Annotated in this window: 11 protein-coding genes and 1 pseudogene; 8 read left to right on the top strand and 4 right to left on the bottom strand. The window is 60.1% G+C overall.

Translation table 11 applies throughout. The features are described from left to right. The 4 genes and pseudogenes from BPNPMPFG_RS43270 to BPNPMPFG_RS32725 form a co-directional block, all read left to right on the top strand. Positions 1-388, top strand: a pseudogene (locus tag BPNPMPFG_RS43270) (transposase family protein); the annotation flags it as partial. A 47-nt stretch (positions 389-435) separates the two neighbouring features. Then, a complete protein-coding gene (locus BPNPMPFG_RS32715) occupies positions 436-927 on the top strand; it encodes an Lrp/AsnC family transcriptional regulator (protein WP_258597315.1) in 492 nt (163 codons plus the stop codon). A gap of 137 nt (positions 928-1,064) precedes the next feature. Beyond that, a complete protein-coding gene (locus BPNPMPFG_RS32720) occupies positions 1,065-2,558 on the top strand; it encodes an NAD-dependent succinate-semialdehyde dehydrogenase (RefSeq protein WP_258597317.1) in 1,494 nt (497 codons plus the stop codon). Positions 2,559-2,596: 38 nt separating this feature from the next. Further along, a complete protein-coding gene (locus BPNPMPFG_RS32725; RefSeq protein WP_258597320.1) occupies positions 2,597-3,973 on the top strand; it encodes an aspartate aminotransferase family protein in 1,377 nt (458 codons plus the stop codon). Positions 3,974-4,389: 416 nt separating this feature from the next. Here BPNPMPFG_RS32725 and BPNPMPFG_RS32730 read toward each other — a convergent pair whose 3' ends face one another. From BPNPMPFG_RS32730 to BPNPMPFG_RS32745, 4 genes are all read right to left on the bottom strand, one after another. Further along, the gene (locus BPNPMPFG_RS32730) at positions 4,390-6,414 is read right to left on the bottom strand and encodes a coiled-coil domain-containing protein (RefSeq protein WP_258597321.1); all 2,025 of its coding nucleotides are present in this window, start codon (positions 6,412-6,414) and stop codon (positions 4,390-4,392) included. Beyond that, a complete protein-coding gene (locus tag BPNPMPFG_RS32735; protein ID WP_258597323.1) occupies positions 6,411-6,791 on the bottom strand; it encodes a hypothetical protein in 381 nt (126 codons plus the stop codon). The genes BPNPMPFG_RS32730 and BPNPMPFG_RS32735 overlap by 4 nt, the downstream gene beginning before the upstream one ends. Positions 6,792-6,888: 97 nt before the next feature. Then, positions 6,889-7,806, bottom strand: a complete 918-nt coding sequence (locus BPNPMPFG_RS32740) for a hypothetical protein (RefSeq protein WP_258597325.1) — start codon at positions 7,804-7,806, stop codon at positions 6,889-6,891. Between the two features lie 184 nt (positions 7,807-7,990). Continuing rightward, positions 7,991-8,557, bottom strand: coding sequence for a T4SS efffector SepA family protein (locus BPNPMPFG_RS32745; protein ID WP_258597327.1), 567 nt, complete (start codon positions 8,555-8,557; stop codon positions 7,991-7,993). A gap of 208 nt (positions 8,558-8,765) precedes the next feature. On the opposite strand from BPNPMPFG_RS32745, the gene BPNPMPFG_RS32750 reads away from it, so the two are divergent. The 4 genes from BPNPMPFG_RS32750 (at position 8,766) to BPNPMPFG_RS32765 (ending at position 13,921) form a co-directional block, all read left to right on the top strand. Further along, positions 8,766-9,830: a type IV toxin-antitoxin system AbiEi family antitoxin gene (locus tag BPNPMPFG_RS32750; protein ID WP_258597328.1), complete on the top strand. Its 1,065-nt coding sequence runs from the start codon at positions 8,766-8,768 to the stop codon at positions 9,828-9,830. Continuing rightward, positions 9,818-10,684 (top strand): nucleotidyl transferase AbiEii/AbiGii toxin family protein, encoded by an 867-nt coding sequence (locus tag BPNPMPFG_RS32755; protein ID WP_258597330.1) that lies wholly within the window; start codon positions 9,818-9,820, stop codon positions 10,682-10,684. Before BPNPMPFG_RS32750 ends, BPNPMPFG_RS32755 begins: the two co-directional genes overlap by 13 nt. Continuing rightward, complete coding sequence (locus BPNPMPFG_RS32760; protein WP_258597332.1) at positions 10,681-12,126, top strand: AlbA family DNA-binding domain-containing protein; 1,446 nt, start codon at positions 10,681-10,683, stop codon at positions 12,124-12,126. Before BPNPMPFG_RS32755 ends, BPNPMPFG_RS32760 begins: the two co-directional genes overlap by 4 nt. A 166-nt stretch (positions 12,127-12,292) precedes the next feature. Beyond that, entirely contained in the window at positions 12,293-13,921 is a 1,629-nt protein-coding gene (locus BPNPMPFG_RS32765) for an HsdM family class I SAM-dependent methyltransferase (protein ID WP_258597334.1), read from the top strand. Positions 13,922-14,109 lie beyond the last annotated feature (188 nt).

Below are 14,109 nucleotides of genomic sequence, written 5' to 3' on the forward strand. Positions count from 1 at the left end.
ATGCGCCGGCTCGACGAGTTGCATCTCGATTGCCCCTTCGCCGGGGCCCGGAGGCTTCGGGCGCTGCGACGGCGAGTCGGTGTCGTGGTCGGACGCCATGTCGCGACGCTGATGAAGCGCCTGAGGATTTCTGCGATCTATCGGCGATCGAACACGAGCAAGCCAGTTGCGAGCCGCTACCCGTATCTGTTGCGAAAGATCGCACGGCCGAACCATGTCTGGGCGATGGACATCAGCTATATCCCAATGCGGCGCGCCTTTGTCTACCTGACAGCCTTCGTCCACGTCCGAGTGCTGGCCCATCGGGTTTCAATCACGATGGAGGCCGCGTTTTACGTCGAAGCGCTCGAGGAGGCTCGCCAGGCACGGCCGACCTGAGATCTTCAACCATCGAGACTCGCGAAACTAACGCGACAAGTGAGAGAGTAGACAGTAATGATTGCTGCGAAGCTCGACCCAACCGACCTCAAGATCCTTGACGCCATCCAGCGAGACGGGCGCATTACCAAGCTGGCGCTGGCCGACAGAGTCGGACTTTCGCCGACTCCATGCTGGATGCGGCTGCGCAAGTTGGAGAAGGCCGGCATCGTCACGGGCTATCACGCCCGGATCGCCATGCGCGTTGTGGCGCCGGTCGCCACCGTGCTGATGGAAGTTACGCTGGCCAGCCATCGACAGGCCGATTTCGACCGCTTTGAGCGCGTTGTCCGCGATACCCCAGAGATTGTCGCATGTTGGTCAGTTGGCGGCGGCGTCGACTATGTGCTGAAGGTGATGGCGCGCGACGTCGACGCCTATCAGCGGCTGGTCGATAGCTTGCTGGAGCGCGAGATCGGTATCGACCGGTACTTCACCTACATCGTCACCAAGACGGTGAAGGATGAGACCGTCTTGCCCTTGGCCGATTTGCTGCCCGCGCGATCGTAAGCGGCCCCGCAGAGACATCCTCCTGCGATAGCGCACAATATAGAGACTCTCTCTGCGCGTAGGCACCCAAACAGCCTCTCTGTCTGCCGATGGCGAATATTCTTCCCCGCATCAGTCCGACCCGGGAGGCCTCGACCATGTCCGCGCACTTTGCCCGCACGATCCGCCATGACGCGCTCGACCGCCTCGCCGACCGCCGGCTGCTGCGCGAGCTCGCCTATATCGATGGCCAGTGGACGGCGAGCGAGACTGCCGAAAGCTTCGAAGTCACTGATCCGGCCAGCGGCGCGACCGTCGCCTTCGTCGCAGCGCTCGATGCAGGCCAGACAACGAAGGCGATCAACGCCGCCTCGCGCGCCTTTCCGGCCTGGAGGGCTCTGCTACCGCAAGAGCGCGCCAGGATCCTGCGAAAATGGTTCGAGGTGATCATTGCCGCCAGGGAGGACCTAGCTCTGCTGATGACGCTGGAACAGGGCAAACCGCTGAAGGAATCGCTGGGCGAGATCGACTATGCGGCGTCCTTCGTCGAGTGGTACGCCGAGGAAGCCAAACGCCTCAACGCCGAAAGCGTCACCAGCCATTTGCCTGGCGCCGAAATGATGGTGCGGCGCGAGCCGCTGGGCGTGGTCGGCATCGTCACGCCGTGGAATTTTCCGTCGGCGATGTTGACCCGCAAGGCGGCGGCCGCTCTTGCTGCCGGCTGCGCCATCGTCGCGCATCCCTCCTCGGAAACACCGCTGTCGGCGCTGGCGCTGGCCGAACTCGGCGAGCGCGCCGGCCTGCCCGCCGGCGTCTTCAATGTCGTGACCGGCAAGGCGGCACCGATCGTCGGCCGCATGTGCGAAGATCCCCGCGTTCGCGCCATGAGTTTTACCGGCTCGACCGAGGTCGGCCGGTTGATCGCGGCGCAAAGTGCGCCAACGATGAAGCGGCTGGTGATGGAGCTCGGCGGCCACGCGCCACTCATCGTCTTTGCCGATGCCGATATCGAAAAGGCGGTGGCAATAGCGCTCGACGCCAAATTCGCCACCTCCGGTCAGGATTGCCTCGCAGCCAACCGCATCTATGTGCAGCGCCCGATTTACGATCGCTTCTGCGCCGCCTTCGCCAGCCGCGTCGAGACCTTGCGGATCGGCAACGGGCTTGCCGACGATACCGACATCGGACCGCTGATGCACGAGCGGGCCGTCAAAAAGGTCGAGGAGCAGGTTGCTGACGCGCTCGCCCGGGGCGCGCGCTGCCTTGCCGGCGGCAAGCTTCACGCGGCTGGATCGCTGTTCTATCAGCCCACCCTGCTAGCCGATGTTGCCGACGAGGCGCTGATCATGCGCGAGGAGACCTTTGGCCCGGTCGCCGCCGTGACACCATTCGACAGCGAGGACGAGGTGATCGCCCGCGCCAACGCCACCGAATATGGCCTCGTCGCCTATGTCGTCACCGAGAACGGCGCCCGCCAGCAGCGCATGGGCCGCGCGCTCGACTACGGCATGGTCGCCATCAACCGCGTCAAGATCACTGGCGCGCCGATCCCGTTCGGCGGCGTCAAACAATCAGGACTCGGCCGCGAAGGCTCGCGTCACGGCTTAGAAGCCTTCACAGACCTCAAATACCTTTGTCTCGATCTGGCCTAAGCTGCGCCGAGACTGCCCTCTTTTCAGGAGTCAAAAAGATGCTCGAACAGTCCAACGAACTCGCCGCCTGGGATCGCGACCACTTCTTCCATCCCTCCACCCATATGGGGATGCACGCGCGCGGTGAATCACCGACCCGGGTGATGGCGGGTGGCGAGGGCGTCACCGTTTGGGACAATAATGGCAAGAAGAGCATCGATGCCTTCGCCGGTCTCTATTGCGTCAATGTCGGCTATGGCCGCCAGAAGATCGCTGACGCCATCGCCGCCCAGGCGAAGAACCTGGCCTATTACCACGCCTATGTCGGCCACGGCACAGAGGCGTCGATCACGCTTTCCAAGATGATCATCGACCGCGCGCCGCAAGGCATGTCGCGGGTCTATTTCGGCCTCTCCGGGTCCGACGCCAACGAAACCAACATCAAGCTGATCTGGTACTACAACAACGTGCTGGGACGGCCGGAGAAGAAGAAGATCATCTCGCGCTGGCGCGGCTATCACGGCTCGGGCGTGATGACGGGATCACTGACCGGGCTCGACCTGTTCCACAACGCCTTCGACCTGCCGCGCGCGCCGATCCTGCACACCGAGGCGCCCTACTACTTCCGCCGCGCCGACCGCTCGATGAGCGAGGAGCAGTTTTCGCAGTATTGCGCCGACAAACTCGAGGAGATGATCCTCGCCGAAGGGCCGGAAACCGTTGCCGCCTTCATCGGTGAGCCGATCCTCGGCACTGGCGGCATCGTGCCGCCGCCGGCCGGCTACTGGGAAAAAATCCAGGCGGTGTTGAAGAAGTATGACGTGCTGCTGGTCGCGGACGAGGTGGTGACGGGCTTCGGCCGGCTGGGCACCATGTTCGGTTCCGACCATTACGGCATCAAGCCGGACCTGATCACCATCGCCAAGGGCCTCACCTCAGCCTATGCGCCGCTATCGGGCGTCATCGTCGCCGACAAGATGTGGCAGGTGCTGGTGCAGGGTTCCGACAAGCTTGGTTCGCTCGGCCACGGCTGGACCTATTCGGCGCATCCGATCTGCGTCGCCGCCGGTGTGGCCAATCTCGAGCTGATCGACGCGATGGATCTGGTGACCAATGCCAAGGAGATCGGCGCCTATTTCCGCGCGGAATTGGCCAAGGCCGTCGGTGGTCACAAACATGTCGGCGACGTACGCGGCGACGGCATGCTGGCGGCGGTTGAGTTCGTCGCCGATCGGGATGACCGGGTGTTCTTCGACGCTTCGCAGAAGATCGGGCCGCAAGTGGCGACCGCCCTTGCCGCCAGCGGCGTCATCGGCCGCGCCATGCCGCAAGGCGACATCCTTGGCTTCGCGCCGCCGCTTTGCCTGACGCGTGAAGAAGCCGACATCGTCGTTTCGAAGACGGCGGATGCTGTGAAGAGCGTGTTTGCTACTTGATAAGGACATCCGGGCCGAGCCTTCCCTCGCCCGATCTTCTATCCTGACTCCCGCGCAGCCGCCCCGGCTTGGCGTCGCCCGTAACCTCATGGAGCGCCTCGAGCTCCAGAAGCACCCGCTCGATGTCGGGCAACGTCGCCTTGAGTGTTTGGGCTGGCCAAATACGAGCTCGCCCAAACTTGAGATGCCGTCATCAAAAGACAATGCCCGACTTCAGGCGACGGATCTTTTGCTCTGGGTCGCACAGCGTTTGCCCAGAGGCGGGGCGCTTGCCGCTCTCAAAGCCAGATTGAAGACCGCGACTGATGACTTCAGGCTATCCGCCGCATGTCAGAGCTGATCGTACACGTCAATCTCCTCCGCCAAGAGCGACAACGCGGTCACTCCAGTGTTTGATGACCTCGTTGAATACGGAATTATTCGAGTTTTTGAAGGATATAGCCAGGAAAGATCACCTCCTCGCAGTCAATCGAAGAAGTTATCGATTTAAGGGTTTCAAGATCTTCGCTCGTGGAGAATATCACCTGCTGGTTCCGCTTTTTGGCTATGGCCGCGCGTTTCAGAAGGTTCTGAAAACTTGGGCGAGAAGACGATTGCTGACGCGGCTCATCGAAGACAAGCATACCGGGATGGTTGGTGGATCTATCACTGGCGAGCTCGAGCAGTCCCAATTGATAGGCCCACTTCAGGCGAATGGCGTCACTCGCTGATGTCTCGAAGCCGATCTCAAATCCTTCCTTCTCGGGCCTGTAGCTGTCCTGTGAAATCGACAACTCCGTCGGCGAGAACGTGCTGAAGCCGAAATCTTTGGCTTGGTCCTGAACCAGTGAGGTCAGCCGGTTGAGTTTGTCATGGTCGCTGGTAGAGAGCTTCTCGGTTGGAATTTCGGCTCGCTCCAGGAGGAGCACACCGTACACTTCTTGCAGAGCCCCAAGCCGTTCCAGGGCGTCATCGAAGATTGCCTGAAGGGCTTCCAGGTCTCGCAAGCGTGCCTCGGCCCGGATGCGCTCTTCGATGATGGCGGCGGACGGGTTGGCGCCCGGCGCTACCAGTTCTGATCGAAGAAGCCGGATCTGAGCGTAATAGTCGGACAGCCTCCGACCGACTGCTGAGAGCTGATCACGCCGCTCATTCTCATCGGCCTGTTCCCGCGCAAGGATGTCTTCGAACATTTTCTTCTGCGATCGAATGTACTCGATGTTGTCAGAGATAGGCATTACCGCCGAGAGAGCGTCCTGTGACAGCAAGGTATCGACCAGTGCCTGCTCGCATGTCGGACACCTATCTGGCGTCAATGCGGCAGTTACACCGGAGTACCGCTGCAACCTTTGGACGTCGAGGTTCTTGGAGAGATCGTCTTCGAGAGCCGCGATTCGCCGTGTGAGCGACTGCATATCGGCAGTCTTGATTTGCTGAATTCCATGAACGCGAATTCGCTCGACGTTTAGTTGGTCGACATCTTGTGTCAGCTGTGACAGCCTCTGCGTAACTTCTTCTGATTGCTCCTCTACATCTGGGACCGCCTTTGCGGCCAATTCCGTGATACTGCCTCGAAGTTGGGCAACGACCGAACTCATAGGAACCCAGTCTTTCCCCTCCGCCAACTGCAGATGCGCGTTCGATAGTGCAGCCGGATCGGCGACGGGTACGTCACTCAGCCCCGATACTCTTCCGCCACCCCTGGCGATAAATCGCTCCAACTCTTGCCGAGCCACGGACCATTCTTTCGAATTGGCTGCAAGGCGCTCCGCAAGGCGTTCTCGTTGAACTTCAAGGTTGTAGACATCGAGGTCCATAATGAACTCGACGGCGCGCTTGTGCACCTCGCGAATTCGCATATAGGTCGGAATAGCCGCCGGTATGGCCGTCCAGCCGAACTTTTGCTCAACCCAAAACAATGGGAACACGGTCTCAAGATAGAGTTTCGTTTCGGGGGCGTCGTACCGCCTAACCTGTGGCAGACTCCATCCTAGGAACCCTTCTAGAAAGTGGTGAAAACCGTCCTCTCGTTGAGCCGCACCGGGATCGAGAACGAAAAAGTTCTGTCGCCGAAGGCCAGTTATATGGCCAGACAATGCGGCACCAAAATCGACGGTAACAAGCCGCGTATCCGTAGTCGCCTTCACGGCACGATTTACAGTGATGACCTGGTCATTCCCGTTCGCAATTTCGAGCGACACACTCGATTCCAATACGTCAACGCGCTTTTCTTCGTCCGTGTTGAGATAGGTTGTCATCGCATGCGGCAGGGGGATCTCTCGCCGTGGGCTCAGCATGCGCTCCAGGCCCAAGGCATAAAGCATGCCTTGCATGCAGGTCGATTTACCCTTGGTGTTGTCGGCCCACAGAACCGTCAGGCCAGGTGAGAATGGAATATCCGCCCCATACACCCCGTCGGATGTGACCGCGCGAAGTCGCAAACGCTGAAAGCGCAGTGTCATAGGAGGTCCTCTAGCCGCCAAACCCGCTTCATGAGTGCCTCGGTCACTTTCGGGGCTACTTCGCGAAGGAACGACACCTCCTCTTTCAGCGTGTCGTCACCCTTCACGATGACCGAAGCCATTTTCTCACCGGTGTCTGTCAGCGAGACAGACGTGCCCCTTTCAATCTTCACCAGCTTCAGTGCATATGCCAATGCCACCGCTCGATTGAGGGATGGCTCTACTCGGACAGAAACCTCAGTGGGCTTATACTCACCTGACAGAAGCCCGCGGACTTCCTCCCTGCCCTCCGGCAATCGAACGGCGTGCGCCATAAACTGGAGCTTCTGGAAGTTCGATTTTTTCGCCCGGCTGTAGAAGAGCGCGAGAACCAGCACGGCTATTCCCCAAGACATGCGGAGGTCCCCCGGCATAGGGTCAGGACGTGCCGTATAGGTGAATGCCCCACCGAGTATGGCATGCCGAAGGCTCGACTCACTGGGCATTGGGAAAATCCAGCGGGCAACGCATGATCCATTCACATATGGAGCCGTACGCGATCTGCTCTGCGTTCTGCGCCGAAAGACTTGGGGCCGCCTCCTGCATCGCCGCGATCAGTGCATCGAGTTCCGCGTGCAGTATTTCCCCGGCAGACCCAGTAGACGGTGGCCCCGCGAACTCTAGTCGTCGCGCCCGGCTCCTCACCGCGGACGTGACCTTCTCGTGGAGATCGGGCGAACCAGAGCGAAGGGCATCAAGCAATGCGTTGCCCTGAAGGAAGGATCTCACCGCTTCGCCTACGACGTCATCGAGCTTGTCAGGCGGCGCCCGCTTTTTGAGCTTCCCGGTGGCATTGGCTAGAAGATCGGAAGACCCCGCCGCCCACGTCGCAAGCTCTGATTGCGAGGGTGTTGGAATAGACAGAGTCACTTTCGAAAGGGCAGACATCCCCAGAGCGACGGCGTCATTCGGAAAGTTGCTCGGGTCTTGAATAATCACCTCGACCGTTGGGTCGAATGCCGGACAAGCGGCGTCGCGCAGATCCTTCGTTTTCTTCGCGCAATGAAGGTTCACGTCCTTGCTGTCATGGAGGGGTGCCATAAGCACCCAGTGCCTAATAGGCACGCCGTGGAACAGTTTTCCGATCTCGACGTGATTTTTGACTAGCTTTCCAAGATCCGTCGTTATCTTCTTTTTCTGGCGTTCTGCCCTGACCGAGATATCTATTGGTTCTTCGACCGCATAGCATTGGTAAGCAACGGCGTCTTTCGTGCAATAGTAGTCAATGCCGTAGTCACCCTTGTGGGCAGATGGGATTTTCTGCACGTGCAGCGGGCCGTGCCGCCCATGAAGTAATGATTGGGCAAAAAACTCCCAATCGTCTGGATTCCAGACCTGCACCACACTCAGCATTGTCGACGCCCCCCAATACTGTCACCTTAACGCCAATGCGTCATAATTCAACGAATCATAGCTAGAGCTGAAAACAGCTCGGGGCGCTCCAACTACACACACGCCTGTCGTCGGACAAATCGCGCTAACCCTCACGAACAGGACAGGCGTACGCCGCGACCGTCATCACCGTCGTGCTTCATAATCAGGGCTGGCTACCTGCCTTTAATACGCCGGTCCGACCGGGATGCTGAGCTTTTGGATTCTGGCGCCACCAAAACTCGACCGTGACCGGAATGTGCCACTTCTTGGCAAGGCGTTCGACCTCTTTCCATGCATCGGAAGCCGACTGGCCTTGCACCGAAACACCCAGGTCGGGGTGGTACTTGAACCCCTCGTCCTCGAACTTGGCGGCTTTGGCCGGGATCCCCAGTTCACGGACAAGCTTGTCACCGTCGAGGCCTTTTGACTTTAGTTGAGCAATCATCGTGAGCAGGATCGATGACCATCTCGGGCTGGGGATCGCCTTCCCATTGATCGTCGCCGACAACGGTTTCGTGAAAGCCAGACCGGGCGCTACGTCGAACTGTATGGCGCCTCCCTCCGAGACAACGGCTTCATCGGGCTCATCGTCACGCTCCAAGCCGAGCTGGTCCATCGCCTCCTTCACGACACGATCCAGCGTATCGGCGGGCGTTTTCGTGCCGAACCAACTTGCGATGAGCTTTAGATCGGCAAAGGTAGCATCATTAATTCTCACTACGGGCATCATGGGGTTCTCCTGCGGCCTTCGATAGGAGATATGTTACATATTACGTGGTCAGGGGCAAGAGGATATGTTACATATTCCCCCTCGCTTGTCGTTTTTCACTATAGTCGTGCCTTTCAGCATTCGCTGAACGAGACAATTCGGGTGAAATGGCTTGTGTAATTTCAATCAACATGCCATTTTCAACGAATGTTGAAAATCTGTTGAATCGATGAAAAACTTGGAGCAGCAGGCGGCAGACGCCCTCACCGCGCTTCTGCAACGCGTCCCAGCGCTTGTCGTCGACCATATCGAGATCGAGCCCGTCGGCGGTCCCGACCGTGGCGTCGATATCCTGGCGCATGTGGTCGTTGCTGATCGCCGGCATACGCTCATCTGTGAGGTCAAGTCGAGCGGCCAGCCCCGCTATGTTCGTATGGGATTGCTCCAACTGCGCAACTACGCTGCCCATTTCGATGGGAGTGCAATACCGATCTTTGTAGCGCCGTACCTCTCTCCAGAGGCTCAGGCGTTGTGCAGCGACTACCAGGTCGGATTTCTTGATCTGGCGGGCAATGCCAATATTATCTTTGACGGCATCTTCATAGAGCGGCATGTCGAAGGCAAGCCTAGCGCGGAACGAAGGGAGCTCAAATCCCTTTTCAAACCCAAATCTGCGCAAGTGCTGCGCGCGTTGCTGCGAGATCCGGACAGACCGTGGCGCGTTGCTGAACTCGCCGAAGCTTCGGCGGTAAGCCTCGGTCATGTCAGTAACGTCCGCAGCGCCCTTATCGACCGCGAATGGGCAAAAGCATCTTCAGATGGCCTCACGTTGATCGAGCCTGACGCATTACTCGACGCTTGGCGCGAGGCTTATGAGCCCCCCGCAGGGAGGCGCTTGCGCTTCTATTCGCCACTCCACGGAGCTGGCTTTGAGACAGCCGTGCGCGGCGCCCTTAGCGCGAGGCCGGAAGTCGGACTAGCGATCCTCGCGTCATTCTCGGCAGCGCAATGGTTGTCGCCATACGGGCGAAGCGGCACGCAGTACTTTTATGCCGACGACGACGGGCTCGCACGGCTGACCGATGCAATGCAGCTGTCTTCGGCATCCAAAGGTGAAAATGTGCTGGTCACATTGCCCAAGGATGTCGGCCTCTTCCGGGATGCTATCGAGCCGGTGCCGGGCATTTTGTGCACTGGCCCTGTGCAAACGTATCTCGACCTGGCGGCGGCAGGTGAGCGTGGGCGCGAAGCCGCCGACCATTTGCGCCAGGAGAAGCTCGTATGGCACCGCTAACTCCTGCAGAGCCGCAATCGGCGGCGGACTACGACGACCGCACCACATCGGCTGTGAAGTCAGTCCTGGTCGAGATCGGCCAGATTCTGGGAAGCTTCCAAGGGAAGTTCGCGGTCATCGGCGGAGCCGTGCCATGGCTCTTGCTCGGAAACGAAGACATGCCGCATGTCGGAACGCTGGATGTCGATCTCAGTCTCGACGCTGAAGCACTGGGTGACGGCGAATATACGACGCTGATCGGCGCGCTCATGGGCCACGGGTATGAACAGCGCGCCGAGTTGAGGCGCTTCCAACTCGTTCGACAAGTTCCGGCCGCCGATGGCGGAGGTCCGATCGACATCATCGTCGATTTCCTCATGCCGCGAGACGCGGAAATCGTCAAAAACGTGCCGCCTCTGATCAGCGAGTTCGCAGTGCAACGCGCCGACGGCGCGGACTTGGCATTGCGTTTCTATCAGATGGTGGCGATCACGGGGCCCATGCCAGGAGGCGGCACAAACCGCGTGGAAATCGCGGTCTGCTCGATTCCAGCCTTGCTCGCTATGAAGGGCCATGCTCTCAACGGCCGCTATAAGCAGAAGGATGCCTACGACATCTACTACTGCGTCCGGAACTACCCTGAGGGCACCGAGGCGCTAGCCGAAGTCTGTCGGCCGCTGCTGGATCATGCCAGCGGCGCGAAAGGCTTCGGCTTCATTGCCGAGAAATTCGATACGGTCGACGCCTATGGTCCGACTTGCGTGCGCCAGTTCGTCCAAGAGACCGACATCTTGGGCGATCGCACAGCCGACCAATGGCAACAGGACGCGTTTGGTCAGGTCGACGCCTGGCTCCGAGCGCTCGGGTTGAGATGATGGCGGCTGCCCGAGAGGCTGACAAGATCGCCGTTTCAGACCTGTCCGATCTCATTGCCGGCGCCAACGAGAACCTGGGCGTCGAATTCAAAGCCTGGATGGATACGGGGGAGGCCGAGCACAGAGCCAAGCTCGCCCGCCATATCGCGGCGCTTGCCAATCATGGCGGGGGCTATCTTGTCTTCGGCGTCGACGACAAGACCCGCAAGCCACTTGGTGCCACCGACCTGCCGTCTTCCTCGTTCGGGCAAGATGCTCTCTCCAGTATCGTGAAGAAGTATCTCGATCCGCGGTTGCAACTGCTGGTCCAGGGCGCCGAGTTTGAGGGAGTGACATACCCAGTCGTGGTGGTGCCCTCGCATGGGTCGCGCCCCGTCGTCGCCATTGCAGACGGTCCGCAAGGCGCGAATGGCAGGCTGACCGGCATATCCCAAGGCACGGTTTACATCAGGGCGGCCGGTCCCGAGAGCGTGCCTATCCGAAGCGCTGATGATTGGAACGCCCTTCTGGAGCGATGCCTCTCGTATCGCGTGGACCTATTGGGAAAGATCCTGCGCCAGTCGTTGGGAGGACGGTTGCAACCAGACGTCCACATGGTCGAGTTGCTCGTCGCGGCGGTATCGGAGACGGCCGCTGATTTCACCGCGCAGACCCGCGTTCTGGCAGGGCGGGTGGAACCCAAGTATCAGCAGCGAGTACTGGAAGCAGGCGATAGCTTTTCTGCCATGGGCTACGCCTTGGTCGATGCCGACGGCGACCCGATCAATATTGAGAACCCGCGGGCGCTGAACGAGCGGGTGTCCGTGGCGATGCATCGCTATGCCTATTACGGATGGGGTTCGTTCCTTCCCCTCACCGTGCCGGAACGCGCGCCGCAGGTACGAATGTCAACATTGGCTGGCAAGGAAACCACCTATCTTGAGGGCATGCGAGTGGAAAACACCGCCCTGATCTCAAGCGCATTCGATTACTGGCGAATCTACGAATGCGGCATCGCGGTCAGCGTGGAATCGTTTCGCGACAATTGGTCGAGAGAAGGCCAACCACCACCACCCAAACATTTGACGCCGCTTTGGACGCTCGTAGCGATCCACTCGTTGCTCGCCCATGCCCGCCTCATGGGTCAGGAACTACCCGGGGTCGCGCAAGTCATCGTCAGAATGGATTGGCGCGGGCTCGCCGACCGCGTTCTCATGTGGGACAGCTTCCGGATGGTCGCCTCCAGCAAGCTCGCCGACGATCGATTTGCCAGGACGACGACGCTGCAATGGACTGACCTGCGGGACGACTACTTTGGGGCGCTCCGTCGCGTGGCTCTCCCCTTCTTGAGCGTATTCGCGACGCATGGCTGGTTCCAGCCAGAGAGCTGGCTGACGCCTGAGGCGGTGCAAAACGAGTTCAAGAGGCTCGAGGTCAGCACGATGAGATTGTTCGAAGAATGATCGCAGCTGCGACGCGATTTGATTACAGGGCACCGATCCAAAGAAATCTCAAGACTGTCCAGCTGAGAGGACACGATAGACGAACTTCCGATCTGGACGTTCGCTGGCGGGCATAGTCTTATCGATGCGAGTACCGGCACTTGTTTGTCGGGTGGATGACGGCGGCATGACCGTCAGAAGAGGGGGACGAGTGGAGGCGGAGGGGAGCAAGACGACGCTGCTCGCTCGTGCTCGCCTTGCTGCGCGGGATTTGGCGCGTGAGGCCACCTCACCACAGGCCCGCGCCGATGCATGCCTCGATCTACTTGCAGATCTCGGCGTGGACGAACGGCTCGAGCCATTCCGAAAGGCGCTCCATGCTCTGCCAGTCGACAAGCGTCATTACTGGATCGGGACGCTCTACACGCTCATGTTGCCAGCCAAGGTTCGGCGGTCGCAAGCCACCTACTTTACCCCCCCAGCGGTTGCAGATGCGGTCGTCGATTTCGCCATTGAAGCCGGATTTGATTTGTCTAGCGATGACGTCCTCGATCCGGCGGCGGGTGGCGCGGCCTTCCTCTCAACGATCGCTGGGCGAATGACCTCGGCGGGCCTTGCTGCACGCGAGGTTGCGTACCGGCTAAACGGCATCGAAATCGACGCGGGCCTCGCGACCCTGTCACGCAGGCTAATAGCCGAACGGCTGAAGGCACCCCTACCGCGGGATGTGATCCTCATAGGGGACGCGCTGCGGGTACCGATCCCGGCCTCTTATGGGTTGGTCATCGCGAACCCGCCGTACGGCCGAATGTCGATGGAGGAGGTCCGCGGAAATGCGTGGCGGCGGGTCGCCCATAGCGGGCACATAAACAAGTATGCCCTATTTGCCGAACTCTGCTTCCGCAACGCGAAGCCCGGCGGGATCGTGGCGCTCGTCATCCCGTCGAGCTTTCGTTCGGGCCCGCTCTATGATCGCATGCGCCAGTTCATTCGGTCCCAAGGCGAGGTCCTTACCATCGGCTCGATCGCGGGTCGCGACGGGGTCTTTCTTGACGTGGCCCAGGACATCAGTGTGCTAGTAGCACGCAAGGGAAAGGCACATCGCCCGGATGTGAAGGTTCGGTTCCCAATCATCGGCACGACGTCGCCGGTGGCGACCGTCGTCGCGCAGGTTCTTCCCGCCAAGTCCGAGGACGCTTGGCCGCTGCCGCCGGTCGACCCTGAAACGATCGGCGGTGCGACGCTGGCCGACTATGGCGTAACCGCGAAGGCAGGATATTTCGTCTGGAACCGTGAAGGGGCCCGGCTTGTGACGAAGCTCGGACGCCTGGACGGCTTTCCGTTGGTATGGGCAAAGAACGTTCGAGCGGGGCAGGTGTGCCGACCCGCAGGCAAGCAGGGTACGAAGATGGACTTCGTTACCTTCGCTGAAGCAAGCGCAGCCGTGGTCCGGACGCCTGCAGCTGTCATGCAGCGCACGACAAACGACAAACAGCCACGACGGCTTATCGCGGCAATGGTCGATCCTGCAATTGTGGTGCGATGGGGCGGCTTCGTCACTGAAAATCATACGATCGTTCTCACCGCCGAGAGCCCCAAACGGCTCGCCCTCGCCGTCAAGCTGCTCAACACGAGAGCGGTCGATCAGCGATACCGCCGTGTGTCTGGAACGGCGGCGGTTTCCGTCACGCTGCTTCGGCAACTTGATCTTCCGACCCCGGCGGCCTTCTCGGCTGCGCTTCGCGAGGCCGACGGAGATGCGGAAACCGCAGCATTGACGGCATACCGCAGTCAGCAAGAATCGGTTGACGCGTGATGGCGCGGTACCGACCTTTTGACCGGGCACCTGGCACTGAACTCAAGGACCGGGCGCTGCAGCGTCAGACGCAGCTGGATAAGCGCGCAGGTCTCACCTCCAAGATAGCGTCGATGGCATCGCGGCGGGCGGCGGAAACGGTCTTGGCCCCGGAACCTGTCCAGCGACCGCCGCGGAACGTCGAACGG

The organism is Mesorhizobium sp. AR07, from assembly GCF_024746815.1.
Taxonomy (GTDB): domain Bacteria; phylum Pseudomonadota; class Alphaproteobacteria; order Rhizobiales; family Rhizobiaceae; genus Mesorhizobium.